This is a genomic window from Stenotrophomonas sp. Pemsol (genome assembly GCF_003586545.1).
GTDB lineage: Bacteria > Pseudomonadota > Gammaproteobacteria > Xanthomonadales > Xanthomonadaceae > Stenotrophomonas > Stenotrophomonas sepilia.
In genome coordinates this window covers 2,053,679-2,079,075 of the sequence record NZ_CP025780.1, presented here as the reverse complement: position 1 = coordinate 2,079,075, position 25,397 = coordinate 2,053,679, and the positions used below count along the sequence as shown (strand labels likewise).

The following is a 25,397-nucleotide window of genomic DNA, read 5'->3' as shown; positions in this document are numbered from 1 at the left end:
CTCATTTCTCGAACAGGGGCGCGAGCCGGATCATCAGCTCCGCCAGGATCACGAACAGGGACAGGCCCACCAGTGGCCACGCGGCGAACAACCGGTACAGACCGAGGCTGGCGAGGAAACGTGAGGTCAGTACCGACAGCGCCAGCGCGGCGACGGCCACCGCAAGCAGGCCGGGAATCAGCACGCCGTCAATCGAAAGATCAGGAAGCATGAGGTCAGCGCCGGTGGGTGAACAAAGGTACGAGAAGGTCGCGGCGCAACCCGCAGAGCAGGTGCGACAGATGCTCCCGATCAGCCCCACTGCTGGTAACCACTGCTTCGCGCATTCGGTCCAGCACTTCCAGAAGATGGGTGTCGATACGGCGCGGCGGGTGGGCACGAACCCTGAAATGCTCGGCGATGCGTTCGATCAGCAGTGCATGAAGCGCCCGGACCTGCGGATTGTCCCGGCACTTGTCCAGTGCGCGGAGTTGGCTGGATGCACGTGCCGCACGAACATCCGCAAACAATGCCCGCAGGTCGTGCGCGGCGCTGGAACGGCCCTGCAGCCTGGGAGCGAGCAGCCCGATTCGATCCAGCATGCGGCTGAGCCAGGCGCGTGTCACATCACCTTGTCCGGCGGCGTGTCGTGCGATATCCCGACGGATCGAACGCTCCAGCCGTGCGCGGTTGCGGCCCGCATCGGCGGTCTGGAACAGCTGCATGCTGCACAGTGCCACCGTCGTACCGATGAACAACGCAACGCTGTTGTTGAGTGCGCCGACGATGTTGACCGTATTGGTCGCGCCCAGGCCGGCGATGAGCGGGAAGGTCAGTACCACACCCAGCGCAGCCATGATGAAGGGAGGCCGGGCCAGGAACGATCCGCACAGCAGCAGCGCAGGCGCCAGCGCGGCAATCAGGCCGACGAAATCGGACAGCGCGGGGAAGATCAGCAGACCGTAGAGCAGGCCGACGGCAACGCCGATCAACGACCCCACCAGATAGCGCATGACATGCGGCGCAGGCGCTTCGATCGTGCCGAACAGCACGCACGCCGTGCCGATGATGGACACCGCCGTGGCGCCGTCCGACCAGCCGGTAACGATCCACAGAACGCAGCTCAGCAGGATGCCGACGAACGCGCCCAGCGCGCTGCGCAGGGCAAGCCGATGATCCCGGTGAAGTACCGCACCCTGCACATGTCGCGCAAGGCGGGCAGGTACATGCAGACGCCAGTCGGGGCGGGCAATGTGCAGTTGTGCCTGCAGCACGCGGCAGTCGGCGTGGGCCAGGTCGAGCTCGGCCTGTTGCACGGCAAGGCCGGTCTGCATCAGCTCGCGCCAGCCAGGCGAATCCATCGCGCGGGCCTGGGGTGAGCGCAGCCGGTCGATGGAATCTTCCACCGCGCTGGACAGCGTCAGGACGTCCAGCATCCGGTCGTGCAGGGCGCGCAGGATCTGCACCTGCGCCACGCCGTGGGCGCTGTCGTAGGGCAGGTGGATCGACAGTACATGCAACTCGAGCAGGTCGGCGGCCACTTTCGAGCGGTCCGTCGCCAGCACCGTGTCCGATGCGCCGGCGCGCATGTCCCGTGTCCATCGTTCCGCGTCATCCAGCACGGCAGCGACCCGTGCGTGCACGCGCGACGAAACCCGGCGCGGCAGCACCAGCCCATGGACCAGCGTTGCGGCCAGGATGCCGATGGCGATTTCCTGCACCCGCGTGATGGCGATGGTGAACACGTCTGCCGGCACCATCACCGCAGGAAACCCGATCAGGCTGGTGGTATAGCCGGCCAGCAGGAACGCATAGGCACGTGGCGTGCGGTCGAGCATTGCCAGATACAGGCAAAGTGACATCCAGGTGGCGAGCGCGGCGCTCAGCACCAGGGGGGGCATTGGCGAAGCGTGGCACCAGCGCGACGGTGGCGACGGCCCCACCCACGGTACCGAGCAGGCGAAACAGGCCGCGGCTCAGTGTTGCCCCGGAAAGGGGCTGCGACACCAGATAGACCGTGCCGATCACCCAGAACGGGCGATTCAGGCCGATCCGCAGAGAGACATACAGCCCCAGTGACGCGGCGAGCAGGCATTTGAGCGAGAACAGCGCTGCTTCCTGGTCGGTCCTGAGGGCAGGGCTTTTCAACCGGCCGAATGCCTGGAACACATGGGGACGAAAAGGGGTGGGGGAGGGCATGCGGCTCATGCTAGTGATCGGCCGCACTGGCGAATTTCGCTACAATGACAACCAATCGCTAAAACAGGTCAATGTGAGAATGGCTCGCATTTCGCTCCCCGGCTTTGACCTGGACCCGGACGAGACCGATCGCCCGGCGGTCGCCAGCCGCCTGCAGGTGGCCGAGCACGACGCAGAGATTCCCGTGCATGAGCACCGCAAGGGCCAGCTCATTCTTGCGCTGCATGGGGCGGTGACCTGCGAAGTGGCCAACGCGCTGTGGATCGTGCCGCCCCAGTGTGGCGTCTGGATCCCGGGCGGCATGCCGCACAGCAATCGCGCCACCGCCAACGCGCGCCTGTGCTACCTGTTCGTCGAGCCCGGTGTCGTCGACCTGCCGACGCAGTGCGTGACGCTGGCCATCTCGCCGATGCTGCGCGAGATGATCCTGCACCTGGCCGACGCGCCGCTGGACTACCCGCATGGCAGCCACACCGACCGGTTGGCGCGGGTGCTGCTGGACGAACTGGTGCAGATGCCGGCCGAGCATCTGTCGCTGCCGGTCAGCCATCACCCGAAGGTGCGGGCGTTGGCGGCGGCGCTGTCGGCGGATCCGGCAGATCGCAGCACCATCAGCCAGTGGGCGGTGCGCCTGGCCCTGGGCGAGCGCACATTGACCCGGCTCATCGAACGGGAAACGGGCTTGTCCTTCGGGCGCTGGCGGCAGCAGCTGCACCTGCTCATCGCCATTCGGGAACTTGCCGCGGGCGCACCGGTACAACGCGTTTCCGAGACGCTGGGCTATGAGTCGGTGACGGCCTTCATCACGATGTTCAAGAAGGCGCTTGGCCTTTCCCCGGCGCGGTACTTCGCGGTTCGCCTGCGCGGGCAGTAGCGGGGAACAGGGGGAAGCCGTTGCCTGGAACGGCTACTTCGAGGTGTCGGAGACCGATTGAATCGCGGCCACCACCGCAGCAGGGTCCTCGCGCTGGAGGGTGTGGCCGGTTGCCAGGTAGCGATGCCAGCCGCGCGTGAATCCCGAAAAGAGCAGGGCGTGCTGTGCTTTCCAGAGCGCCTTGCCCGCTGCGGTTTCTTCTAAGAACAGCGGTTCGGCAGCCAGCTGGGTTGCAGTCAGCAGCACCACCGGCACGTCCGGCATCGTGCGCGTGGTCTCCGCACCGGGTGCATCCAGCTGTTCGGTCAGCACGGCATAGTCGGCGGCCATGGCCGGCGGCAGCATTGCCCGCAGTTGGGCATCGTCTGCCTGCACGCGTGCACTGTCGGCCTGCTTGAACGCATGGCGCTGCCCCATCGTGGCCGGGTCCACCAGCACCAGGCCCTGCAGGCGCTCCGGATGGCGGCGTGCAAACTCCGTGGCCAGCAGGCCGCCATAGGAGTGACCCACCAGCACCACGCGGCGATCGGGTGCGAGCGTATCGATCACGGCCGTGAGGTCGGCCAGATGCGCATCGATGCGCTTGGGGTGACCGTCGCTGCCGGACTTGCCGAGTCCCGCACGGGCGTAGGTGATGCTGTGGTAGTCGCGCCCCAGACCCGCAACCACCTCCTTCCAGGCGCCCGCGCCCTGGCCGAAACCGGATTCAAAGACCACGGTGATCGGGCCTGACCCCGTTTCTTCGGCCTGCAGTGCGTAAGCGCCTCAATCCACCTGGATTTCCCCTGCGTGCGCGGTGCCCACTGCGGCCATCATCGCGGCCAGCGCCCACAACGTCACTCGGCTGCTCTTCATTGCCATTCCCCTGGGCCGTGCCGCGTGCCAGCCCTTCCGATGGGTCAGGTCTGCAGCGGAGTGCCACAGCCTGCCGACCTCGCGACAGGTCGTGCTGGTAATGTAGTGAGGTATAACACCTACTTCCCGTGCAGGAAGTCATGGTGCATGAGGTCGCTGCGCCTGCGCTGCGGGTTCTTCCGCCCCCCCCTATCAACGCGGCTGACCTTGCCGGCATCTGGTGCGTCGGATCTGACGCTGCTTTTGCCCTTTGTCGCCGGCGTTGCAGCAGTTGGAGGAAGGGATGCCGGCAATCTATTAGGTTGCATTGGGTACCGTCTGCGCTATGGTTGGAATTCAAACTGTGTATTGATCCCTATGAAGCTGACGCGCGGATGGTTTCTTGCACTATCTGTAATGTGGCTGGCCATTTTCGCTTTGATGATGTGGCTTGACCGAATCTGGGATGCGTGTGGCGCGTTGCTAGCTGCGACAGCCTTCTTTCTCGTTGCCTTGAGGAGAAAGCAGCATTTGGCTGGTGGATCACAAGAGTAGCGTGCCTTTTCAGCCCCCTCTTCGAAGAGGGGGCTTGAGAATTATGACTCCACCGGTAATCGCACCCCGCTGACCACTTCGGCAGGCACCGCCAGCTACACCTATCCCCCAACCAGCCATCGCCTGGCTGCGGTGGATGGCGAGGTACGCAACCATGACGCAGCGGGGAATACCACCAGCATCGGCAGCAAGACGTTCATCTACAACGATGCGAACCGCATGAACGCGGTGAAGCAGGGTAATGCCGTGCAGGAAAGCAACGCCTACAACCATCGCGGCGAGCGCGTGCTGCGTACCCCTGCCGGTGGAACTGCCCAGATCACGCTGTATGACGAAGCAGGGCAGTGGCTGGGCAACTACTCGGCCACGGGCCAGGCGCAACAGCAGGCCATCTGGCTGGACAACTACCCGGTGGCGCTGATCAATGTGCCGGCTACCGGCGTGCCGGAGCTGGCCTACGTGCAGCCGGATCATCTGGGCACGCCGCGTGTCGTGATCGATCCAGCGCGTGATGTCGCGATCTGGGAGTGGAGCAACAAGAGCGAGGTGTTCGGCAACCAGCTTCCGAGTGCCGATCCGGATGGTGATGGTGTGGCGTTCGAACTGGCATTGCGCTTCCCGGGCCAGCAGGCCACGGATGCGAGCGGGTGGTTCTACAACTATAGTGGTTCGATAACTATAGTGGTTCGATCAAAACATCAAGGGCGACTCCACCGCTGACTCCGCTGCGGATCAGCTGGCAAACCGCCTCGGACGATCATCTGGACAAATGAGCCGTACGCGGAGTTGCTCGCAGATGTGCGGGAGCTATCGACCCGGTGGAAACTTCCCTTGCTGATGACTCGGATGCCTCAGATGTACGCTTCCAAGCTGCTCCAAATCGTGACGCTGTCAATCGCACTTTCTGGTTGCATGGAAGTTGCCAGCACCGAGTATGCAGACCGCAATCAAGCCGTCTCAAGGCAAGCAATCGGTGAATCGAAATGGTTGCCTTCATGGTTGCCAGAGGATGCAGTCAACATACGCGAGTCGCACGACATGGACACAAATGAATCGTGGCTGGTTTTCCGCCTGACCAGCGGGGTTCTTGCTTTGCCCGAAGAATGTAGGCCGATGAGCAGGCCGGAGATGTCCGACGCGCGAGTCATGCGGAGATTTCCTCAGTTTGCCCGCAACGCGTGGTCGCGAGCGTCAAGCCATGGCGGCAAGTTCTATCTGTGTCCGGAGGGAAATGTTGGCCGCTGGGTCATGCGCGATGAAGAGCTGGGCCTTGTTTACAGCGGAATAAAATTATAGGTGGCTGGGCGGTCTCACCCAGTAAGCGAAATGCGTGAGGGGCACGTGGCGGTCTCCTTTCCCGGTGCCTGATTCGGCACTTTCCCGCCGAGCGTCGTGTGGGTTCGGGTATGTGTCAAATCGACCTTGCCACTGGTCCGTGTTCACGAATGGGAGGGCCGTGTAGGAAGATCGGATGGTCCGGCAAGCTTTAAGCACCCTGGCGTTCGGCAGGAAGATTGCTGGGCCGCGGTGACGACTGTGCGGGAGGACCTATGGGATATCGGCTCCATGCTCTATTGTGGCTGCAGCGCAGGCGGTGGATGGAGGCGAATGGAAATGAAAGAAAAAATGAGAGAAAGAGAGGCGCTGTCGCCAACTGGCTTCTATGACCAATACTATGCGGACAGTGGCCTGGATCAGGAAACCGTAGTGGAGCTGCTGGAGCATGTTGCAGACGAGCTTCGTTTGCCCTCCGGGAAGCTCCGTCCTGGAGATCGATTTTCGAAGGAACTGTCGCCTGGTGAAGCTGATGGCTGGGACTCGGGGTATGGAGTTTTAATATTCGAGCTTCAATCGCTCGCGAAAGAACGGGGTATTGCAGTCAATCGGCGGGTGGATTCGCTCGACGACTACATTCGTATCATGGCGGGTATCTATTGATGAGGTTGATGCGTACCTGAATGGTTGTATGCGTGAGACGTCGCAGTGCGTACTGAGGATCCGAGGATGCCAAAGGTGAGGTGTGCCGCAGCTGTCATGGCCGGTCTGGTTCTGGCCGGCTGTGCAACATTGGGTGGCGATATGATCGTGCGCGTCTCGGGAAGCGTGCCGCCAGGTCAGGGTGACGTTCGCGCTCTGGATTGTGAGCTGAGCATGCTCGGGGAGGGCGAAGGTGTAGTTTCGTCGAAACCGGTTGGAAGCACATTCTCGGTCCCCATGATGGTCGTTGCAGGGCCGGAACCCCAGAGCTACCAATTCGCCGTTGAATGCAGGGACGGCCGGAGTTTCGCATCCAAGCCGGTGCAGATCAGTAGTCGGCGCTCCTATGCCCGGGATCTCAATCTTGGGGAGCTCCAGGAGCGGTGAGAGAGAGGAAGGGGCGACCGGGGTCGCACCTCCGTCGTATGCATCTGACGGATTCCAGTGGATGAACGAAGATTTCAACTTGCTCGAATGGTGTGACGCCACGTTGCTGGCCATCAACATTGACAGGAGCAAACCTGGCGTATGCGACGAGGTAAAGGTCCACGTGCGCTGGCCGGACGGCCGGCAGGCAACCGTCTGCTTCTCGGAAGCCTACGGGTGCTCGGCGCTCATGAACTTCGGCGTACTGGGGGAGGAGGGAATAGAGTTCGCCAGGGTCGAGGACGACGAGCCGGGGCTTGCTCATCTTCTTGATCGTTGGAAGGCGGTCGGCTATCCGTTGTCCGGCCTGAAGTGTTTCCGTATCGAGACCACCTCGACCGGAAGCGTAATTCTCATCTACGCCAGGACATGGCGGATCGAGCATCTGCCGATGGCGGGTGCAGTGCCCTGAAGGACATTCCGTGCCCAGATTCCTCACCCCCGACACGGTCTCCCTCATCCAAGGGAAGCGGCCTGAGAAGACCGAGCGGAGATGTGTTTGGGGTCATGATTTTTGGCCCTGCGGCGACGTTGTCCGCCACACTCTGCAAACTGGGGCCTTGATGATGGTGAGGATCCTGACAGCACTACTTCTGATTGGAGTCGGACTTGGATTCTCTGGCGGCGCATGGGCTGTAGGAAAGCGGCCCTTCAAGATGATCCAGTTCTGCGTGCATGACCAAGAGGGCGTGAATCGGTTCAAGCAGACCCTCAGCTCTATCGCCAACGACGAAGGAATGCAGTACTTCGATGGCAGCGCTGAATTGGATCGCCAGCTTGCCAGAGCAAAGGTGGACGTGAAGCGCCCTGTCGTCTACGTCGGAGTGAAGCGGGAAGATGGCTCTGGACTGGAGGCGGGGAACTTCGGATTGGATCGCTTCGAGATAGCCATCGGCTTCTCTGAAGGGAAGATGCCCGCCGAGGCACGGTCATTTTCTTTCCGCGTCGAACGCACCTTGGCCGAGCGCTGGAATGTACTCGCGATTCCCTCGGCGAAGGGCGCTACGCCGCTGGCATGTCGGGTGGAAGGCGGTTCTCGCTGAAGGGCGTTGCACATGACATTCACCCTTCGGGCTGCAAGCGCCCCACCGCCTGCGCGCACAACGACTGGCAGGCCATGACCAACCCCTCCATCACCCGGTCGCCCACGTACTGCCCGGGTTCGCCATTCTGCCGGGTGCGCTCCGCCGCCAGCAGCATTTCCAGCACCACCCGCAACCCGCTCAGCGCGCAATCGGCATCGGCGAGGGCCAGGAGGCGGCCGGGCAGCTGGTGACGCTCCGGCCAGGGTTGCCCGTCGGCCGCCGCACCGGAGCCGATGCGGTGGAGGTTGGCAATGAAGGTGTTCCTGTCCACTGGCGGCGCGGCTTGTGGCGAACCGTCGTCGCCGGCGGTGCTGCGGTAGGCGTGCAGATGCGGGAAGTCCGACTCGTTCATGGCAAGGCTCCGTGCAGGGCAATCGGTAGCCGCCACCCATAAAAGTGGCGGACGGTACGTGGTTCGAACACCGGGTTGATGTCAGTCCGGCGGGCCCGAAGGCCCCCACGCACCGCCCGCCATAGCCGGCAGACGGATTGCCAGCCGGCGCCACGCTAGGGTGGCGCCGGCTGGCAAGCGCATACATCAACATCAACTCGGGTGTTCGAAGCCCGGCCACCCTTTTCCGGTGGCACGCCATCTGAGCCCCTGGCGCTGTGCAATGCCAATCAGAAGAGTTGTAAACAACACTCGATTGGAGACGCTTTCGGCATTCTCCCATGCTGTTAAGCACTGCCAGCGCTGGCTGGCGCGGCGGTCCGCCCGCACCGTGCAATCTGCGACAGATGTCGAGGTTGGGGGGCGTTAGGGAACAAAGGGGGAGGGGCGATGACGACAGGCTCTGCGGGGAGCGACCTGTGTCGAGCATGGCCCGCGTCTACAGGCGCCAAAGCGTGACGTGCGACTCGGGTTGACGTTCCCAGCCACCAAGCGCAGGCTTGTTCAGCACGTTTCCTAAACAGAAGGAGACTTATGACCGCCACCGCTTCGCTGCACCCCACCCCCGACACCCAAGGCCGTTCCCGCCTGTGGAGTGTGTTCTGGCTGCAGGGCGTCATTCCCAGCAACATTCTGTGGGCGGTGGCCCTCTGGGCGCTGGCCAACCAGCGCACCACGCTGCTGCTGGGGGTATTTGCCGTGCTGCTGCTCTATACCGGCTGGATCATCCCGGCGGTCTGGCGGGCGGCGCCCACCGCGCACAACCCCAACCTGGGCGTGGCGGCGCGCGGGCTGACCGTGGCCTGGGGGCTGAACACCGTGCTGGTGATCTTCTTCCTGACCCTGCAGCTGGTGGCTCAATAGAACTGAACGGGCTCGCCGCCACGGTCGAAGGCGGCGAAGCGGCCGATCTGACCGCCATGGATGGCGTTGACCATCAGCTGCAACGGGCGCGCGGCTTCGTCGCTGTTCGGCGCGAAACCGCCACGGCCATCCAGCGCCGCTACGAACACCAGGTCCCAGTCGATGCCGGTGGTGGTCGATTCGGCCGCCAGCGCCTGGAAGCTGGGCACCTCGGCCGGCAGCTTGTCCACGCACAGCACCGGCGACAGGGTGCCGCCCTCGCGGCGGTCATGCCGGTCGCGCTGGTCGCTGGTGGGCGATTCGGGCAGCTCGGCGCGCACGAATACGAACAGCAGGCGTTGCGGTTCAGCCTGCTCGCCGGCGGCGTGCAGCAGTTGCTGGAAATCGTTCATCATCATGAGGGTTGTCACACGCCCGCTGCACGGAAAGCCGCATGCTGCCACAACGCCTTCCGCGGGGGGCCGAACGCGATTGATTTAAGTCATGCCGATGGAACTGAAGGCCGCGTACTCTGGCAATCGTTCCAGCAGGCGAGGGTATCCGGGCCGTTCCGGGCACAGGCAAGACGGTGGAGCAACAAGGTGGACCAGCCATGAGCCAACTCACCGACGGTTTCGGACGCAGCTTTCCGTACCTGCGCCTGTCGTTGACCGAAGCCTGCAACTTCCGGTGCAGCTACTGCCTGCCCGACGGTTACCAGGCCGATGGCCACCCGCGTTTCCTGCAGGTGGAGGAGATCGGCCGCCTGGTGCGGGCCTTTGCCGCGCTGGGGATGAGCAAGATCCGCCTGACCGGTGGCGAGCCCAGCCTGCGCAAGGATCTGGACGAGATCATCGCCACCGTGGCGGCGGTGCCGGGCATCCGCAAGGTGGCCATCACCACCAACGGCACGCTGCTGCCGCGGCGGCTGCCGGGATGGCACCGGGCAGGCCTGACTGCGCTGAACGTGAGCATGGACAGCCTGCAGCGCGAACGCTTCAATACCATCACCGGCCATGACCGCCTGCCGGAGATCCAGCAGGGCCTGGCGCTGGCGCAGGCGTTGGGCCTGCCGGCGATCAAGCTCAACGCGGTGCTGCTGCGTGGCCTGAACGACGACGAGCTGCCGCAGTGGATGGACTACCTGCGTGACCGCCCCTTCAGCGTGCGCTTCATCGAGCTGATGCGCACCGGCGACAACGAAGCCTATTTCCAGCGCCACCACCTGCGCGCCGATCGGGTGATCGAGCAGCTGCTGGCCGCGGGCTGGCACGAGCGCCCGCGCGCGGCCGATGCCGGCCCGGCGCGCGAGTTCGGTCATCCGGACCATCGCGGCAGCATTGGGATCATCGCGCCGTATTCGCGTGACTTCTGCAAAGGCTGCAACCGCCTGCGGGTGACCGCCAAGGGCGACCTGCGGCTGTGCCTGTTCGGCGAGTTCGGCGTGCCACTGCGACCGCTGCTGCAGCGCGATGAGGACCACGACGCGCTGCTGGCACGCATCACCACCCAGCTTGGCCTGAAAGCGGCCGGGCATGGACTGCACCAGGGCCAGACCGGGCTGACCCCGCACCTGGCCTCCATCGGAGGATGAGCAACACGATGAGTGGGGAATTGAACGCGGCCTTCCACATGGCCGATGTGCGCAACAAGCGCATCAGCCGCCGCCGTGCGGTGGCGGTGGGCGAGTTGCATGCCGGTCCAGTGGCCTATCCGCTGATCGTCGAGCGCCGCCTGCCCAAGGGCGATGCGCTGGTGATGGCCGAGATTGCAGGCCTGCAGGGTGCCAAGATGGCGTCGATGCTGATGCCGCTGTGCCATCCGCTGCCGCTGGAACTGGTGCAGGTGTTCTGCGTGCCGGTGCCGGAACGGCAGGCGATCCGCGTGTGGTGCGAGTGCGCCAGCGAGGCCCGCACCGGCGTGGAGATGGAGGCACTGGCCGGCGTCAACGCGGCGCTGCTGACCCTGTACGACCTGAGCAAGCCGGTGGAACCGGCGCTGCGCATCGAAGGCATCCGCCTGCTGTTCAAGGAAGGCGGCAAGCGCGGTGTCTGGCTGCACCCGGATGGCATGGACGAGGCCGAGCGCGAGCGGTTCAAGCCGCGTGCGCCGAAGGGGCTGCAGGGCGCGGCCTGCGCGGTGATCACGCTGAGCGATCGCGCCAGCGAAGGCACCTATGAGGATATCTCTGGCCCGACCCTGGTGACCGGGCTGAAGAAGCTGGGGGGCGAGGTGGTAGCCGCCGAGGTACTGCCCGATGGCATCGAGCCGTTGGCGGGCCGCCTGCAGGCCTTGGCCGCCGAGGGCGTGCGCCTGTGCCTGTGTACCGGTGGTACCGGGCTGGGCCCGCGTGACCTGACCCCGGAGGCGCTGCGTTCGTTGAATGCGCGGCCGGTGCATGGCCTGGCGCAGATGGTGCGGGCACTCAGCGCACAGCACACGCCGATGGCCTGGCTGAGCCGCGCCGAGGTGGTGCAGCTGGGCAACATGCTGGTGTTTGCATTGCCGGGCAGCCCGAAGGCGGCGGCGCAGTGCCTGGACATCCTGGCGCCGGTACTGGGCCACGCACTGGCAATGGTCGAGGGTGGTGGCCACTGATGATTGCCTATAGCGAAGCCTTGCAGCACCTGCTGGACGCGGCCACGCCGCTGCCGGCCGAACGCCTGCCGCTGCACGAGGCCGCGGGCCGCACGCTGGCCCGTGACATCCACAGCGCACAGTCGCTGCCGCCGTTCGACAATTCGGCGATGGACGGCTTCGCGCTGCGCGCCAACGGCGTGGCATTCGAAGCCGGTACCGAATTCGGGGTACAGGGCTGGCAGGCGGCCGGCGATGCCGGTGCCGAAGGCGGCGAGGGTGCCTGGGAAATCATGACCGGCGCGCGCATGCCGGTTGGGCTGGACACGGTGGTGCCGGTCGAGAATGTGGAGATCCTCTCCAGCGAGGACGGCCGCCCGACCCGCATTGCCCTGAAGGGATTGGTGAAGCCGGGCCAGAACGTGCGCCTGCGCGGCGAGGATGTAAGCGACGGCGAGCGCGTGCTCCAGGCCGGGCAGGTGCTGGATATCAACGCGCGCACCCTGCTGCATGCGATCGGCGTGGGCCAGGTGGCGGTGGTGGCGCGGCCGAAGGCGGCAGTGATCGCCACCGGCAAGGAGCTGGTGACCGAGGCGGCGCAGACGCTGGCGTCCGGGCAGATTCGTGACAGCAACCGGCCGTACCTGGTTGGCCGCCTGCAGGCCGCCGGTGCCGAGGTGGTGTGGCAGGGCACGGTGGGCGACGACGTGGCCGCGTTCAATGCGGTGCTGGATGAAGCGCTGGCTGCGGGTGCGCAGCTGTTGATCAGCACCGGCGCGGTGTCGGCCGGCCGCTACGATTTCGTTCCCGACGCGCTGCGCGGACGGGGTGCGCGCATCGTGTTCCACAAGGTGGCGATCCGCCCCGGCAAGCCGTTGCTGTTTGCGGTGCTGCCCAATGGCGCGCTGTATTTCGGCCTGCCGGGCAACCCGGTCTCCGCTGCCGTGGGCCAGCGCTTCTTCGTCGAGCCAGTGCTGCGCCGCCTGCTGGGGCTGGCACCGGAGCCGGTGCTGACGTTGCCGCTGCAGGCCGACGTGCGCACGCCGCCGGGCCTGCGTTTCCATGCGCGGGCGCGGGTGGAAGTGGACGCGCAGGGGCGCCTGAGTGCGCGCGTGCTGTCCGGGCAGGAATCATTCCGTTTGAAGTCCATGCTGCAGGCCAACGCCTGGGTGGTGCTGGAAGCCGAGGGAGACCAGGCCAGCGCGGGCACCTACGTGCGGGTGCAGGGCTGGGGTCACCACGAACCGGTGCAGCTGGTGAGCCAGGAGTCATGATGAAACAGGTGAATCTGCAGTTGTTCGGTGCGTTTTCCGATCTGGATGCCAGCCGTGAAATCGCGGTGGAGGTGGCCGGTGGCACCGTGGCCGATCTGCGCCAGGCGCTGCGCGAGCTGCTGCCACTGCGTTGGCCGGGTTTCCGTGCCGGCCTGCTGGATTACTCGGCATTCGCCGATCAGCAACGCGTGCTGCGCGACGACGAGGCGCTGCCCGACGATGGCCGGGTGGCGATCCTGCCGCCGGTGAGCGGGGGCTGAGCGATGAGCGAGACGATCATTGCCAAGGTGGTGGACCGCGCGCAGGCGGCGATCGATCCGGCCGAGGGCATCGCGGCGGTCTCCGATCCGGGCTTCGGCGGCATCGATGTGTTCATCGGCAAGGTGCGCGACGTCAACATCGGCCGGCCGGTGACCGGGATCACCTACGACCTGTTCGAGCCGCTGGTGTTGAACGAGTTCAAGCGGTTGGCCGCCGAGGTCGAGGCGACGTTTGGCCCGAAGCTGAAGCTGTATGTGGCCCATGCCAAGGGCCGACTCGGCATCGGCGATGTGGCGGTGGTGGTGGCCGCCGGCAGCCCGCACCGTGACGAGGCATTCCGGGCCTGCCGGCAATTGATCGAGGTGGTCAAGCACCAGTGCCCGATCTGGAAGCAGGAACATTACGAAGACGGCGACAGCGCGTGGAGCGAGGGCTGCAGCCTCTGCCACGCGGACAGTGAACCTGCACATGCCCATGACCATGCGCACGATCATCAACATTGATGCCGGCGCAGCCACGCATGGCGTGGCTCTACTGCGATGAGCATCACCGGCATCGTGCTGGCCGGTGGCCTGTCCACCCGGATGGGCCGCGACAAGGCGCTGCTGCCGTGGCAGGGGCGCACGCTGCTGGAACACATGCGGGGCCTGTTGATGCAGGCTGGCGCACGCGAGGTCTGGGTCAGCGGAAATTACCCGGCGTTCGGCGGCATACCGGACCGCGTGGCACGTTGCGGGCCGCTGGGCGGGCTCTACAGCGTGGCGACGCGCATGCCCGATGGCCCGGCCTGGGTGGTGCCGGTGGATACACCGCTGCTGCCGCCGCGATTGCTACAGCAATTGCGTGACGGCCATCGCGGTCCATGCACGATCTTTACGGGCCACCCCCTGCCCATGCTGGTGGATATAGACGATGCTTGCCGCAACGTACTTGGATCGATGCTGGATGACCCGGACGGCCCGCGCTCGCTGCAGGCCCTGCAGCGCCGTCTTGGCGTGAATTCCGTGGCCCTGGCGCCGGTTGACGAGGCCGGGCTGGTCAACTGCAATACCCCCGAACAATGGGAGGATGTTGCGTCATGAAAGTGCAGTTGCAGGACCAATCGGTACGGCTTCGCCTGGACGAGGCCGAACTGGCGCGCCTGCTGGCCGGTGAATCGGTCGAGAACATGACCCGCTTCGGCGGTATCGAGGGCTGGGGCATGGCGGTGTCGCTGCATGGCGGCGAGCGGCCGGTGCTGCTCGATGGTGGCACCTTCTGCCGCCTGGTGCTGCCGCGCCCGGCGGTTGAGGCCTTGGCGGCGCGGCTGCCGTGCCGGGATGGCCTGCCATTCGACATTGCCCTGGAAGATGGCAGCCGGCTTCAGCTGCAGTTCGATGTGGACGTGCGCGACAGCGTGCGCCAGCGCGGAGTCACGCGCCGCAATACCGCTTCATCGGTTTGACATTTGTCAGGGGCAGGGTGAAAACCGGCCCCTGATTGATCCAGATCAACCCCGTCGTAGTTGCCGCACGGCCTAATGGCTGCACGACGACGGGTCACAACTTGAAAGCAATACCCACGTCATTCCACAGCCTCGGAGCCATGTATGACCGTCGGTAGCGATCCTGTTGTCCGCAGCACTGCCCGTCCGGGTCGCGTCATCAGCGACTGGACGCCGGAGGACCCCGGCTATTGGGAGCGCACCGGCAAGCGGGTTGCCACCCGCAACCTGGTCATCTCGATCCCCTCGCTGCTGCTGGCCTTCTCGGTCTGGGTGCTGTTCTCGGCGGTGTCGATCAGCCTGCCGAAGATCGGCTTCAACTTCAGCACCGACCAGCTGTTCTGGCTGGTGGCGCTGCCCAGCCTGTCCGGCGCGACCCTGCGCATCTTCTATTCGTTCGTGATCCCGATCTTCGGCGGCCGCCGCTGGACCGCGCTGTCGACCGCCTCGCTGCTGGCGCCGACGCTCTGGCTCGGCTTTGCGGTGCAGGACCCGGCCACGCCGTACTGGGTGTTCGTGGCCATCGCGATCCTGTGCGGCTTCGGTGGCGCGAACTTCTCATCGTCGATGTCCAACATCTCCTTCTTCTATCCCAAGCAGAAGCAGGGCCTGGCGCTGGGCCTGAACGCTGGCCTGGGCAATGTGGGCGTGTCGGTGGCGCAGGCGGTGATTCCGCTGGTCATCACTGTAGGCGTGTTCGGTGCGCTGGGTGGTGCACCGCAGCCCACGGTGGAGGGTGGGGCACCGCTGTTCCTGCAGAACGCCGGCTTCATCTGGGTGCCGGCCATCGCGCTGTGCGCCATCGCGGCCTGGTTCGGCATGAACGACCTGACCAGCGCCCGCTCGTCGTTCTCCGAGCAGGCGGTGATCTTCCGCCGCAAGCACAACTGGCTGATGTGCTGGTTGTACATCGGTACCTTCGGTTCCTACATCGGTTTCTCGGCCGGCTTCCCGATGCTGGTGAAGAGCCAGTTCCCGGACGTGAACCCGCTGGCCTACGCCTTCATCGGCCCGCTGCTGGGCGCACTGATGCGCTCGGTGGGTGGCAGCATGGCCGACCGCTGGGGTGGCGCACGCCTGACCTTCTGGGTGTTCGCGCTGATGATCGCCGCGGTGTTCGGTGTGTTGCACTTCCTGCCCAGCGATGGCCAGGGCGGCAACTTCCATGGCTTCCTGCTCAGCTTCATGGCGCTGTTCGTGCTCAGTGGCATCGGCAACGGCACGACCTTCCGCATGATCCCGGTGATCTTCCGCACGCTGCATGAGCGCTGGTCGGCCAACGACAACGCCGAGGGCAAGGCTACCGCCGCGCACCAGGCCAGCATCGAGTCGGCTGCGGTGGTCGGCTTTTCCGGTGCGATTGGCGCCTACGGCGGTTTCTTCATTCCCAAGAGCTACGGCTCGTCCATTACGTTGACCGGCAGCCCCGACATGGCGCTGTACGGATTCGTTGTTTTCTATGTCACCTGCCTGGCCGTGACCTGGTGGTGGTACTACCGGCGCGGTGCCGAAACACCCTGCTGACGACATGAAAACGCACCGCAGCCAGATGACACACACAGCCACGATGCCGATGTCCGCAAAGGGAGATCCCCGATGAGTTATTTCCTCGATCGCTTGCAGTTCTTCAAGCGTGACCCCCAGACCTTTGCCGATGGCCATGGATTTGCCAAGAGCGAGGGCCGCGACTGGGAAAACAGTTACCGCGCCCGCTGGCAGTACGACAAGATCGTGCGGTCCACCCATGGGGTGAACTGCACCGGCTCCTGCAGCTGGAAGATCTACGTCAAGAACGGCCTGGTCACCTGGGAAACCCAGCAGACCGATTACCCGCGCACGCGTCCGGACCTGCCCAACCATGAACCGCGTGGCTGCCCGCGTGGGGCCAGCTACTCCTGGTACCTGTACAGCGCCAACCGGCTGAAGTACCCGCTGATCCGTGGCACGCTGCTGCGCCTGTGGCGCGAAGCGCGCAGGAGCAAGGCCCCGGTCGATGCCTGGGCCAGCATCGTGGAGGACAAGGAGAAGGCGCGTTCGTACAAGACCCGCCGCGGCATGGGCGGCTTCGTGCGCCTGCAGTGGGAAGAGGCCAACGAGATCATCGCCGCTTCCAATCTGTACACGGTGAAGCAGTACGGCCCGGACCGCGTGGTCGGCTTCTCGCCGATTCCGGCGATGTCGATGGTGTCCTACGCCGCCGGCGCGCGTTACCTGTCGCTGCTGGGCGGCGCCTGCCTGTCGTTCTACGACTGGTACTGCGATCTGCCGCCGGCCTCGCCGCAGATCTGGGGCGAGCAGACCGACGTGCCCGAATCGGCCGACTGGTACAACAGCCGCTACATCATCGCCTGGGGCTCGAACGTGCCGCAGACGCGTACGCCCGATGCGCACTTCTTCACCGAAGCGCGCTACAACGGCACCAAGACGGTGGCGATCTGCCCGGACTATTCCGAGCTGGCCAAGCTGACCGACCACTGGCTGCACCCCAAGCAGGGCACCGACGCTGCGCTGGCGTTTGCGTTCGGCCATGTGATCCTGCGTGAGTTCCATGTCGATTCGCCCTCGCAGTATTTCCAGGACTACTGCCGCCAGTACTCGGACATGCCGATGCTGGTGCGCCTGGAGCGCCGCGACGATGGCCGCCTGGTGGCGGGCCGCTTCCTGCGCGCCAGTGAGCTGGGCGGGCTGGGTGAAGCCAACAACCCGGACTGGAAGACCCTGGCCTACGACGAGAACAGCGGCCAGATCGTGGTGCCCAATGGCTCGATCGGTTTCCGCTGGGGTGAAAAGGGCCGCTGGAACATCGAAGAGAAGGCCAGCAATGGCGCCGACACGCGCCTGCGCCTGAGCTTGTCCGACGCCAACGACGGCATCGAGGCGGTGAGCTTCCCGTACTTCGGTGGCATTGAAAGCGACGGCTGGACCGCCGCACCGGCCGAAGACGTACTGGACCGCAACATTCCGGTGCGCCGCCTGGCCACGGTCGACGGCGGCGAGACGCTGGTGGCCACGGTCTACGATCTGCTGCTGGCCCAGTACGGCGTGGACCGTGGCTTTGGCGGCGGCAACGTGGCATCGAGCTTCGATGACAGGGTGCCGGGCACGCCGGCGTGGCAGGAGCGCATCACCGGCGTGTCGCGCGCCGAGGTGATCGAGATCGCCCGCGAGTTCGCGCGTACCGCCGACAAGACCCACGGCCGCTCGATGATCATCGTCGGCGCGGGCATGAACCACTGGTTCCACAACGACATGAACTACCGCGGCCTGATCAACATGCTGATCATGTGTGGTTGCGTGGGCCAGACCGGCGGCGGCTGGGCGCATTACGTGGGCCAGGAGAAGCTGCGCCCGCAGACCGGCTGGCAGCCGCTCGCGTTCGGCCTGGACTGGAGCAAGCCGCCGCGCCACATGAACGGCACCTCGTTCTTCTATTTCAACACCGGGCAGTGGCGTTACGAGAAGCTGCAGGTGGACGAGCTGCTGTCGCCGCTGGCCGATGCCCGCAAGTACAGCGGCAGCCTGGCCGACCTGAACCTGCGCGCGGTGCGCATGGGCTGGCTGCCGAGCACCCCGCAGCTGGACCGCAACCCGCTGCAGTTGGTGCGCGAGGCCGAAGCGGCCGGCGTGGCCCCGGCGGACTACGCGCTGGGCAAGTTCAAGGATGGCTCGCTGGACTTCGCCTTCGCCGACCCGGACGCCAGCCAGAACCACCCGCGCATGATGTTCATCTGGCGCTCGAACCTGCTCGGTTCCTCGGGCAAGGGCCACGAGTACATGCTGCGGCACCTGCTGGGTACGCGCCACGGGCTGCAGGGCAAGGACCTGGGCGAAATGGGCGCAGTGAAGCCGCAGGAGGTGAAGTGGCGCGACGACGCGCCGGAAGGCAAGCTGGACCTGCTGGTCACGCTCGACTTCCGCATGTGCACCACCGCGCTGTATTCGGACATCGTGCTGCCGACGGCAACCTGGTACGAGAAGGACGACCTCAACACTTCGGACATGCACCCCTTCATCCACCCGCTGTCGAAGGCGGTGGACCCGGCCTGGGAATCGCGCAGTGACTGGGACATCTTCAAGGAGGTGGCCCGCACCGTGAGCGAGATGGCGCCGGGCGTGCTGGGTGTGGAGAAGGACCTGGTGCTGGTGCCGACCCTGCACGACACCCCCAACGAGCTGGGCATGCCGTTCGGCGTGGCCGACTGGAAGAAGGGTGAGTGCGAGGCCATCCCGGGCCAGACCATGCCGTCGATGACGGTGGTGGAGCGTGACTACCCGAACCTGTACCGCAAGTTCACCTCGCTCGGCCCACTGCTGGACAAGCAGGGCAACGGCGGCAAGGGAATGAGCTGGGACACCAAGCACGAGGTCGAGTTCCTCGGCAAGTTGAACCACACCGTGCACGAAGAAGGCGTAAGCCAGGGCCGCCCGGCCATCTCGACCGCAATCGACGCGGCCGAAGTGATCCTGCACCTGGCGCCGGAAACCAATGGCCACGTGGCAGTGAAGGCCTGGGAATCGCTGGGCACCTTCACCGGCCGCGAGCATACGCATCTGGCGGTGGGCAAGGAGCACGAGGCGATCCGCTTCCGTGACATCCAGGCGCAGCCGCGCAAGATCATCTCTTCGCCGATCTGGTCGGGACTGGAAGACGACAACGTCAGCTACAACGCCGGCTATACCAACGTGCACGAGCTGATTCCGTGGCGCACGGTGACCGGTCGCCAGCAGTTCTACCAGGACCACGAATGGATGATCGACTTCGGCGAGGCCTTCATGAGCTATCGCCCGCCCGTCAACACGCGCACGGTGGAGCCGCTGCTGAACCAGCGCCCGAACGGCAACAAGGAGATCGTGCTGAACTGGATCACCCCGCACCAGAAGTGGGGCATCCACAGCACCTACAGCGACAACCTGATCATGCAGACGCTGTCGCGCGGTGGTCCGATCGTGTGGATCAGCGAGGACGACGCGCGCAGTGCCGGCATCGTCGACAACGACTGGATCGAGCTGTTCAACGTCAACGGTGCGATCGCCGCGCGTGCGGTGGTCAGCCAGCGCGTGATGCCGGGCATGGCGATGATGTACCACGCGCAGGAACGCATCATCAACGTGCCGGGCTCGGAGATTTCCGGCACCCGCGGCGGCATCCACAACTCGGTGACCCGCATCGTGCTCAAGCCGACCCACATGATCGGCGGCTACGCGCAGCTGGCCTATGGCTTCAACTACTACGGCACCTGCGGAACCAACCGCGACGAGTTCGTGATCGTGCGAAAGATGGACAAGATCGATTGGCTGGACGATGAGGCAGTACCTGCAGCTGTAAAGGAGGTGGTGTGATGAAGGTCCGTGCACAGATCGCGATGGTGCTGAACCTGGACAAGTGCATCGGCTGCCATACCTGCTCGATCACCTGCAAGAACGTCTGGACCTCGCGCGAGGGCGTCGAGTACGCCTGGTTCAACAACGTGGAAACCAAGCCGGGCATCGGCTACCCGAAGGAATGGGAGAACCAGGACAAGTGGAACGGCGGCTGGGTGCGCACCCGCGCCGGCAAGCTGGTGCCACGCGCGGGCGGCCGCTGGCGCATGCTGGCCAAGATCTTCGCCAACCCGGACCTGCCGCAGATCGATGACTACTACGAGCCGTTCGATTTCGACTACCAGAACCTGCACACCGCCAAGGACAGCCAGCACCAGCCCACCGCACGCCCGCGTTCGCTGATCAGTGGCGAGCGCATGCAGAAGATCGAGTGGGGCCCGAACTGGGAGGAGATCCTCGGTTCGGAGTTCAGCAAGCGCTCACGCGACTACAACTTCGACCAGGTGCAGAAGGAGATCTACGGCGCCTTCGAAAAGACCTTCATGATGTACCTGCCGCGCCTGTGCGAGCACTGCCTGAACCCGGCGTGCGTCTCGGCGTGCCCCTCGGGCGCGATCTACAAGCGCGAGGAAGACGGCATCGTGCTGATCGACCAGGACAAGTGCCGCGGCTGGCGCATGTGCGTGTCGGCGTGCCCGTACAAGAAGATCTACTACAACTGGAAGAGCGGCAAGTCGGAGAAGTGCATCTTCTGCTACCCGCGCATCGAGATGGGTGAGCCAACCGTGTGCTCGGAAACCTGCGTGGGCCGCATCCGCTACCTGGGCGTGATGCTGTACGACGCCGACCGCATCGCCGAGGCCGCTTCGGTAGCCGCCGAGAAGGACCTGTACCAGGCCCACCTGGACATCTTCCTGGACCCGAACGATCCGGCAGTGATCGCCGCCGCGCGCAAGGAAGGCATCCCGGACAGCTGGCTGGATGCGGCCAAGCAGTCGCCGGTGTACAAGCTGGCGATCGACTGGAAGCTGGCGCTGCCGCTGCACCCGGAATACCGCACGCTGCCGATGGTTTGGTATGTGCCGCCGCTGTCGCCGATCCAGTCCGCCGCCGAGCGTGGCCGCGTGGGCATGAGCGGCGAGCTGCCGGACGTGGCGTCGCTGCGCATCCCGATGCGCTATTTGGCCAACCTGCTGACGGCCGGTGACGAGGCGCCGGTGGTACGCGCGCTGGAGCGGCTGATGGCGATGCGTGCCTGGCGCCGGGCCAAGAACGTGGACGGCGTGGAAGACACCGCCGTGCTGGAACAGACCGGGCTGAGCATCGCCCAGGTGGAAGAGATGTACCGCTATCTGGCCATTGCCAACTACGAGGACCGTTTCGTGATTCCGACCGGCCACCGCGAGTACGCCAACGACGCCTTCGGTGAGCGCGGCGGCTGCGGCTTCACCTTCGGAAACGGCTGCAATGGTGACAGCCCGGCGGACCTGTTCGGGCAGCGCAAGACCACCACCTTCGTGGTGGACAAGGGCCCGAACCAGCGCCGCAAGGAGGTGGTGTGATGAGGGTGCTCAAGCTGGTCGGGGTGTTGCTGGACTACCCCCGCGAGGAACTGTGGGAGCACGGCGAGGAGCTGCTCGCCGCCTGTGACGACCCGGCGCTGAACCCCGCCCGCCGCCAGCAGCTGCGCAGCTTCGTGCAGCAGCTGCTGGCCACCGATGCGCTGGATGCACAGGCGGCGTGGCTGGCCAGTTTCGACCGCGGCCGTTCGATGAGCCTGTTGCTTTTCGAACACATCCATGGCGAGTCGCGCGACCGCGGCCAGGCCATGGTCGATCTGGTCGAAACCTACCGCCGCAACGGCTTCGAACTGGATGCCCGCGAGCTGCCGGATTACCTGCCGTTGCTGCTGGAGTTCCTGGCCCACCGCCCCGGTAGCGAGGCCCGCGAGTGGCTGCACCACATCGGCCATATCGCCGGGATGCTGGCCGCGCGTGCCGCCGAGCGTGAGCTGCCGCACCGGGTGCTGTTCGAGATCCTGGTCGAAGCCGGTGACGGCAAGGCCGATCTGCAGGCGCTGCGCCAGCGTGCCAGCGAGGAAGTCCGCGACGATACCGCCGAGGCCATGGACCGCTTGTGGGAGGAGGAGGCGGTGCGCTTCGGCGCCGAAGCCCCTGCCGAAGACTGCAAGCCGCCCGTGCGTTCGCCGGCCCGTCCTTCGCATCGTGAGGTCCAGCCATGAGTTACTCCCTGCATCAATTCGCCTTCCAGTACTACCCGTACATCGCCGTGGCAGTGCTGCTGATCGGCAGCTGGGCCCGCTATGACAAGGCCATGTACACCTGGCGCACCGGCTCCAGTCAGATGCTGTCGGACAAGGGCATGCGGCTCGGCAGCAACTGCTTCCACATCGGCATCCTGGCCATCCTCGGCGGCCACCTGGTCGGGCTGCTGACGCCGCACGCGGTGTACGAGCACTTCATCACCTCCTCGCAGAAGCAGATGCTGGCGATGGTGGTCGGTGGTGTGTTCGGCGCACTGTGCTTCATCGGCATCAGCATCCTGCTGGTACGCCGCCTGTTCAATGCGCGTGTTCGGGCTACCGGCAGCTTCGGTGACACCCTGGTGCTGGTGCTGCTGTTCGCGCAGCTGTGCCTGGGCCTGTACAGCATCCGCGTCTCGTCCGGTCACCTGGACGGCGGGGTGATGGTGCAGCTGGCCGAGTGGGCGCAGCACATCGTGACCTTCCGTGCCGGTGCCGCTGATTACATCGAGGGCGTCAGCTGGGTCTACAAGATGCATATCTTCCTGGGCCTGACCCTGTTCCTGATCGCGCCGTTCACCCGCCTGGTGCACGTATGGAGCATTCCGATCAGTTACCTGTGGCGGCCCTACCAGGTGGTGCGCCGCCGTCAGGCCACGCTGCGCTATGGGCCTCGGGAGTAAACCATGCGCAGCCTGCCGAAATTCCTGCCGATTACCGTGATCGACTCCGCCGCACCGGTTCCCGCCGAGGCGCATTCGCACCACCATGACGCGGCGGCGCAGGGGCCGCGTTCGCTCGGGCAGCCGGCACCGTGCCGGCTGTTCGTGGACGAGACCGCGATCAGCGAGGCCGACATCGCCCGCGAGATGCAGCACCACCGGGCGATGCGCCCGCAACAGTCACGTGCCGAAGCGGCACGCGCACTGGTGGTGCGCGAACTGCTGCGCCTGGAAGCGCAGCGGCTGGGCCTGCAGGCGCCGGAGGGTAACCGGGTAAGTGACGAGGAAGTGCTGATCCAGCAGCTGCTGGAAGACGCGATCGAAGACCGCGTGCCGACCGATGAAGACTGCCGGCGCTACTTCGAGCAGAACCCGGAGCGCTTCCGCTCCCCCGACCGTGTGCGCCTGCGCCATATCCTGCTGGCCGCACCGGCCGACGACGTGGCCGGGCGCTTCGCTGCACGCACCGAGGGCGAGCGGCTGGTCGGACTGCTGAAGGAGTCGCCGCACCTGTTCGCCGATTTCGCCCTGCGTCATTCACGCTGCCCGTCCAGCAGCGAAGGCGGTGACCTGGGCTGGCTGCAGCGTGGGCAGACCACGCCGGAGTTCGACCGACAGGTGTTCCGCCTGCGCGAAGGCCTGGCCGGTTTCCCGGTGGAATCGCGCTGGGGCTACCACGTGGTCTGCGTCGATGCCCGCGAGGAAGGCCAGCCGCAGCCGTTCGAGGCCGTGCTGCCGCAGCTGCGTGACTACCTGGAGTTGCAGGTGCGGCAGCGCGAGGTGCAGGCCTACCTGCTGCAGTTGCAGGAACGCTACCCGGTGCGCGGGCTGGATGAGATCGAAGCCGAAGCGGATATCGGCTGAACCCCTTTGAACGAGGAAAATTCATGAACCAGGCCCTTGCCCCCGCCAGTGCCGGGCAGCAGCAACGTGCGCTGTGGCTGAGCACGTTCGCCTTCACCGTGTGCTTTGCGGTGTGGATGATCTTCTCGATCATTGGTATCCAGATCAGTCAACAGCTCGGCTTGAATGACACCCAGTTCGGTCTGTTGATCGCCACGCCGGTGCTGACCGGCTCGGTCAGCCGCGTCTTCCTCGGCATCTGGTCCGACCAGTTCGGTGGCCGCAAGGTGATGGTGCTGGTGATGCTGTGTGGTGCAGTCGCTACCTGGATGCTGACCTACGCACAGACCTACAGCCAGTTCCTGGTTGCCGCGCTGTGCGTGGGTATCGCCGGCGGCAACTTCTCGGTGGGCGTGGCCTACGTCTCGAAGTGGTTCCCGGCCAGCAAGCAGGGCACTGCGCTGGGCATCTTCGGTGCCGGCAACATCGGTTCGGCGGTGACCAAGCTGCTGGCGCCGCTGGTGATGGTGGCGGCCGGCTGGACCATGGTTGCCAAGGTCTGGGCCGTCGCGCTGGCGGTCACTGCGGTGCTGTTCTTCCTCTTCAGCAAGGAAGACCCGTCTCTGGAACAGCGCCGCCGCGAAGGCGTGAAGCCGGTGCCGTTCGCCGAGCAGATGGCACCACTGAAGAACCTGCAGGTATGGCGGTTCTCGCTGTACTACTTCTTCGTCTTCGGCGGCTTCGTGGCGCTGGCGTTGTGGCTGCCGCACTACCTGGTTGGCGCCTATGGCATGGACGTGGGCCACGCCGGCATGCTGGCGGCGTGCTATTCGATCCCGGCCAGCCTGTTCCGCGTGGTCGGTGGCTGGATGTCGGACCGGATGGGCGCGCGCCGGGTGATGTACTGGACCTTCGGCGTGTCGGCCATCTGCACCTTCCTGCTGGCCTACCCGGATACCGAGTATGTGGTGAAGGGTATCCACGGGCCGCTCCATTTCCATCTGGCCATCGGCGTGGTGATGTTCACCGTGCTGGTGTTCGTGCTGGGCTTCTTCATGTCGCTGGGCAAGGCCGCGGTCTACAAGCACATTCCGGTGTATTACCCCAGGCATGTGGGCGCGGTGGGCGGCGTGGTCGGCATGATCGGCGGCCTGGGTGGCTTCGTCCTGCCGATCGTGTTTGGCGCGTTGAACGATGCGGTGGGCATCTGGAGCAGCTGCTTCATGCTGCTGTTCGTGCTGGTGGCGGCTGCACTGGCGTGGATGCATTTCGCGATCCGCCGCATGGAACGTCGCCACTTCCCGCAGATCGACCGCGAAACCGACCTGCCCGAAGCCATCGACGCGGCCGCCGCCGAGCGGGTGCGCGGCGGGTGAAGGGTGCTGCCGGCCAGCGGCCGGCACTACCAGGACGATACGCGGCGGGTGAAGGGGTGATGCCGACCAGCGGCCGGCACGACCGAGTGGTGGGTGAAAGGGTAGTATCGGCC

At 65.3% G+C, this 25,397-nt stretch carries 24 protein-coding genes and 3 pseudogenes; 22 read left to right on the top strand and 5 right to left on the bottom strand.

All coding sequences use genetic code 11. The features are described 5' to 3' along the window. Position 1: 1 nt before the first annotated feature. The gene (locus PEM_RS09690) at positions 2-211 is read right to left on the bottom strand and encodes a DUF1656 domain-containing protein (RefSeq protein ID WP_005416886.1); all 210 of its coding nucleotides are present in this window, start codon (positions 209-211) and stop codon (positions 2-4) included. A 4-nt stretch (positions 212-215) separates the two neighbouring features. Next, a pseudogene (locus tag PEM_RS09685) lies at positions 216-2,187 on the bottom strand (FUSC family protein). A gap of 70 nt (positions 2,188-2,257) precedes the next feature. On the opposite strand from PEM_RS09685, the gene PEM_RS09680 reads away from it, so the two are divergent. Then, complete coding sequence (locus PEM_RS09680) at positions 2,258-3,052, top strand: helix-turn-helix transcriptional regulator (protein ID WP_111129125.1); 795 nt, start codon at positions 2,258-2,260, stop codon at positions 3,050-3,052. Positions 3,053-3,085: 33 nt separating this feature from the next. Here PEM_RS09680 and PEM_RS09675 read toward each other — a convergent pair. After that, positions 3,086-3,907: pseudogene (locus tag PEM_RS09675) on the bottom strand (alpha/beta hydrolase). A 147-nt stretch (positions 3,908-4,054) separates the two neighbouring features. Between PEM_RS09675 and PEM_RS20275 the strand changes: the two are divergent. From PEM_RS20275 to PEM_RS09650, 6 genes and pseudogenes are all read left to right on the top strand, one after another. Then, a complete protein-coding gene (locus PEM_RS20275; protein WP_146256562.1) occupies positions 4,055-4,441 on the top strand; it encodes a hypothetical protein in 387 nt (128 codons plus the stop codon). 42 nt (positions 4,442-4,483) lie between these two features. Beyond that, a pseudogene (locus tag PEM_RS09670) lies at positions 4,484-5,104 on the top strand (RHS repeat protein); the annotation flags it as partial. A 192-nt stretch (positions 5,105-5,296) separates the two neighbouring features. After that, positions 5,297-5,737: a hypothetical protein gene (locus PEM_RS20265; RefSeq protein ID WP_134955520.1), complete on the top strand. Its 441-nt coding sequence runs from the start codon at positions 5,297-5,299 to the stop codon at positions 5,735-5,737. A 312-nt stretch (positions 5,738-6,049) separates the two neighbouring features. Next, complete coding sequence (locus PEM_RS09665) at positions 6,050-6,379, top strand: hypothetical protein (RefSeq protein ID WP_005416874.1); 330 nt, start codon at positions 6,050-6,052, stop codon at positions 6,377-6,379. Between the two features lie 487 nt (positions 6,380-6,866). Beyond that, positions 6,867-7,256, top strand: a complete 390-nt coding sequence (locus tag PEM_RS09655; RefSeq protein WP_061479978.1) for a hypothetical protein — start codon at positions 6,867-6,869, stop codon at positions 7,254-7,256. 151 nt (positions 7,257-7,407) lie between these two features. Continuing rightward, complete coding sequence (locus PEM_RS09650; protein WP_240431616.1) at positions 7,408-7,887, top strand: hypothetical protein; 480 nt, start codon at positions 7,408-7,410, stop codon at positions 7,885-7,887. A 19-nt stretch (positions 7,888-7,906) separates the two neighbouring features. Here the strand turns inward: PEM_RS09650 and PEM_RS09645 are convergent, their stop codons facing one another. Further along, positions 7,907-8,281 carry a hypothetical protein gene (locus PEM_RS09645; protein ID WP_065179221.1) on the bottom strand — a complete coding sequence of 125 codons (375 nt, stop codon included), beginning with the start codon at positions 8,279-8,281 and terminating at the stop codon, positions 7,907-7,909. 573 nt (positions 8,282-8,854) lie between these two features. Here PEM_RS09645 and PEM_RS09640 point away from each other — a divergent pair. Next, positions 8,855-9,184, top strand: a complete 330-nt coding sequence (locus PEM_RS09640) for a hypothetical protein (RefSeq protein WP_005416862.1) — start codon at positions 8,855-8,857, stop codon at positions 9,182-9,184. On the opposite strand, the gene PEM_RS09635 is transcribed toward PEM_RS09640, so the two are convergent. Further along, on the bottom strand, positions 9,178-9,582 hold the full coding sequence (locus PEM_RS09635) for a ribonucleotide reductase subunit alpha (protein ID WP_111128621.1): 405 nt from the start codon (positions 9,580-9,582) through the stop codon (positions 9,178-9,180). The genes PEM_RS09640 and PEM_RS09635 overlap by 7 nt on opposite strands. A gap of 194 nt (positions 9,583-9,776) precedes the next feature. Between PEM_RS09635 and moaA the strand changes: the two genes are divergently transcribed. The 14 genes from moaA (at position 9,777) to PEM_RS09565 (ending at position 25,284) form a co-directional block, all read left to right on the top strand. Further along, complete coding sequence (moaA, locus tag PEM_RS09630; RefSeq protein WP_111128620.1) at positions 9,777-10,757, top strand: GTP 3',8-cyclase MoaA; 981 nt, start codon at positions 9,777-9,779, stop codon at positions 10,755-10,757. Between the two features lie 8 nt (positions 10,758-10,765). Then, positions 10,766-11,761: a bifunctional molybdenum cofactor biosynthesis protein MoaC/MoaB gene (gene moaCB / locus PEM_RS09625; protein ID WP_111128618.1), complete on the top strand. Its 996-nt coding sequence runs from the start codon at positions 10,766-10,768 to the stop codon at positions 11,759-11,761. Beyond that, positions 11,761-13,014 carry a gephyrin-like molybdotransferase Glp gene (glp, locus tag PEM_RS09620; RefSeq protein ID WP_111128617.1) on the top strand — a complete coding sequence of 418 codons (1,254 nt, stop codon included), beginning with the start codon at positions 11,761-11,763 and terminating at the stop codon, positions 13,012-13,014. Before moaCB ends, glp begins: the two co-directional genes overlap by 1 nt. After that, complete coding sequence (locus tag PEM_RS09615; protein WP_111128615.1) at positions 13,014-13,274, top strand: MoaD/ThiS family protein; 261 nt, start codon at positions 13,014-13,016, stop codon at positions 13,272-13,274. The genes glp and PEM_RS09615 overlap by 1 nt, the downstream gene beginning before the upstream one ends. A gap of 3 nt (positions 13,275-13,277) precedes the next feature. Then, positions 13,278-13,778 carry a molybdenum cofactor biosynthesis protein MoaE gene (locus tag PEM_RS09610; protein WP_005416853.1) on the top strand — a complete coding sequence of 167 codons (501 nt, stop codon included), beginning with the start codon at positions 13,278-13,280 and terminating at the stop codon, positions 13,776-13,778. Between the two features lie 36 nt (positions 13,779-13,814). Next, positions 13,815-14,357: a molybdenum cofactor guanylyltransferase gene (locus tag PEM_RS09605; RefSeq protein WP_111128614.1), complete on the top strand. Its 543-nt coding sequence runs from the start codon at positions 13,815-13,817 to the stop codon at positions 14,355-14,357. Further along, on the top strand, positions 14,354-14,719 hold the full coding sequence (locus tag PEM_RS09600) for a hypothetical protein (RefSeq protein WP_053499740.1): 366 nt from the start codon (positions 14,354-14,356) through the stop codon (positions 14,717-14,719). Before PEM_RS09605 ends, PEM_RS09600 begins: the two co-directional genes overlap by 4 nt. 144 nt (positions 14,720-14,863) lie before the next feature. Continuing rightward, a complete protein-coding gene (locus PEM_RS09595; protein ID WP_053499738.1) occupies positions 14,864-16,282 on the top strand; it encodes a NarK family nitrate/nitrite MFS transporter in 1,419 nt (472 codons plus the stop codon). 72 nt (positions 16,283-16,354) lie between these two features. Next, positions 16,355-20,098 carry a nitrate reductase subunit alpha gene (locus tag PEM_RS09590; protein ID WP_111128612.1) on the top strand — a complete coding sequence of 1,248 codons (3,744 nt, stop codon included), beginning with the start codon at positions 16,355-16,357 and terminating at the stop codon, positions 20,096-20,098. Further along, positions 20,098-21,642, top strand: coding sequence for a nitrate reductase subunit beta (gene narH, locus PEM_RS09585; RefSeq protein ID WP_053499734.1), 1,545 nt, complete (start codon positions 20,098-20,100; stop codon positions 21,640-21,642). Before PEM_RS09590 ends, narH begins: the two co-directional genes overlap by 1 nt. Next, complete coding sequence (gene narJ / locus PEM_RS09580) at positions 21,642-22,322, top strand: nitrate reductase molybdenum cofactor assembly chaperone (RefSeq protein WP_111128611.1); 681 nt, start codon at positions 21,642-21,644, stop codon at positions 22,320-22,322. Before narH ends, narJ begins: the two co-directional genes overlap by 1 nt. Continuing rightward, complete coding sequence (gene narI / locus PEM_RS09575; protein ID WP_005416840.1) at positions 22,319-23,026, top strand: respiratory nitrate reductase subunit gamma; 708 nt, start codon at positions 22,319-22,321, stop codon at positions 23,024-23,026. Before narJ ends, narI begins: the two co-directional genes overlap by 4 nt. Positions 23,027-23,029: 3 nt before the next feature. Beyond that, on the top strand, positions 23,030-23,929 hold the full coding sequence (locus PEM_RS09570) for a peptidylprolyl isomerase (RefSeq protein ID WP_065177653.1): 900 nt from the start codon (positions 23,030-23,032) through the stop codon (positions 23,927-23,929). Positions 23,930-23,952: 23 nt separating this feature from the next. Next, on the top strand, positions 23,953-25,284 hold the full coding sequence (locus tag PEM_RS09565; protein WP_005416836.1) for a nitrate/nitrite transporter: 1,332 nt from the start codon (positions 23,953-23,955) through the stop codon (positions 25,282-25,284). Positions 25,285-25,397 lie beyond the last annotated feature (113 nt).

Excerpts from the sequence above, each read along its gene's own strand:
- PEM_RS09690 (WP_005416886.1), bottom strand. The coding sequence starts at position 211 with ATGCTTCCTGATCTTTCGATTGACGGCGTGCTGATTCCCGGCCTGCTT.
- PEM_RS09680 (WP_111129125.1), top strand. The coding sequence starts at position 2,258 with ATGGCTCGCATTTCGCTCCCCGGCTTTGACCTGGACCCGGACGAGACC.
- PEM_RS20275 (WP_146256562.1), top strand. The coding sequence starts at position 4,055 with ATGAGGTCGCTGCGCCTGCGCTGCGGGTTCTTCCGCCCCCCCCTATCA.
- PEM_RS20265 (WP_134955520.1), top strand. The coding sequence starts at position 5,297 with ATGTACGCTTCCAAGCTGCTCCAAATCGTGACGCTGTCAATCGCACTT.
- PEM_RS09665 (WP_005416874.1), top strand. The coding sequence starts at position 6,050 with ATGGAAATGAAAGAAAAAATGAGAGAAAGAGAGGCGCTGTCGCCAACT.
- PEM_RS09655 (WP_061479978.1), top strand. The coding sequence starts at position 6,867 with ATGAACGAAGATTTCAACTTGCTCGAATGGTGTGACGCCACGTTGCTG.
- PEM_RS09650 (WP_240431616.1), top strand. The coding sequence starts at position 7,408 with ATGATGGTGAGGATCCTGACAGCACTACTTCTGATTGGAGTCGGACTT.
- PEM_RS09645 (WP_065179221.1), bottom strand. The coding sequence starts at position 8,281 with ATGAACGAGTCGGACTTCCCGCATCTGCACGCCTACCGCAGCACCGCC.
- PEM_RS09640 (WP_005416862.1), top strand. The coding sequence starts at position 8,855 with ATGACCGCCACCGCTTCGCTGCACCCCACCCCCGACACCCAAGGCCGT.
- PEM_RS09635 (WP_111128621.1), bottom strand. The coding sequence starts at position 9,582 with ATGATGATGAACGATTTCCAGCAACTGCTGCACGCCGCCGGCGAGCAG.
- moaA (WP_111128620.1), top strand. The coding sequence starts at position 9,777 with ATGAGCCAACTCACCGACGGTTTCGGACGCAGCTTTCCGTACCTGCGC.
- moaCB (WP_111128618.1), top strand. The coding sequence starts at position 10,766 with ATGAGTGGGGAATTGAACGCGGCCTTCCACATGGCCGATGTGCGCAAC.
- glp (WP_111128617.1), top strand. The coding sequence starts at position 11,761 with ATGATTGCCTATAGCGAAGCCTTGCAGCACCTGCTGGACGCGGCCACG.
- PEM_RS09615 (WP_111128615.1), top strand. The coding sequence starts at position 13,014 with ATGAAACAGGTGAATCTGCAGTTGTTCGGTGCGTTTTCCGATCTGGAT.
- PEM_RS09610 (WP_005416853.1), top strand. The coding sequence starts at position 13,278 with ATGAGCGAGACGATCATTGCCAAGGTGGTGGACCGCGCGCAGGCGGCG.
- PEM_RS09605 (WP_111128614.1), top strand. The coding sequence starts at position 13,815 with ATGAGCATCACCGGCATCGTGCTGGCCGGTGGCCTGTCCACCCGGATG.
- PEM_RS09600 (WP_053499740.1), top strand. The coding sequence starts at position 14,354 with ATGAAAGTGCAGTTGCAGGACCAATCGGTACGGCTTCGCCTGGACGAG.
- PEM_RS09595 (WP_053499738.1), top strand. The coding sequence starts at position 14,864 with ATGACCGTCGGTAGCGATCCTGTTGTCCGCAGCACTGCCCGTCCGGGT.
- PEM_RS09590 (WP_111128612.1), top strand. The coding sequence starts at position 16,355 with ATGAGTTATTTCCTCGATCGCTTGCAGTTCTTCAAGCGTGACCCCCAG.
- narH (WP_053499734.1), top strand. The coding sequence starts at position 20,098 with ATGAAGGTCCGTGCACAGATCGCGATGGTGCTGAACCTGGACAAGTGC.
- narJ (WP_111128611.1), top strand. The coding sequence starts at position 21,642 with ATGAGGGTGCTCAAGCTGGTCGGGGTGTTGCTGGACTACCCCCGCGAG.
- narI (WP_005416840.1), top strand. The coding sequence starts at position 22,319 with ATGAGTTACTCCCTGCATCAATTCGCCTTCCAGTACTACCCGTACATC.
- PEM_RS09570 (WP_065177653.1), top strand. The coding sequence starts at position 23,030 with ATGCGCAGCCTGCCGAAATTCCTGCCGATTACCGTGATCGACTCCGCC.
- PEM_RS09565 (WP_005416836.1), top strand. The coding sequence starts at position 23,953 with ATGAACCAGGCCCTTGCCCCCGCCAGTGCCGGGCAGCAGCAACGTGCG.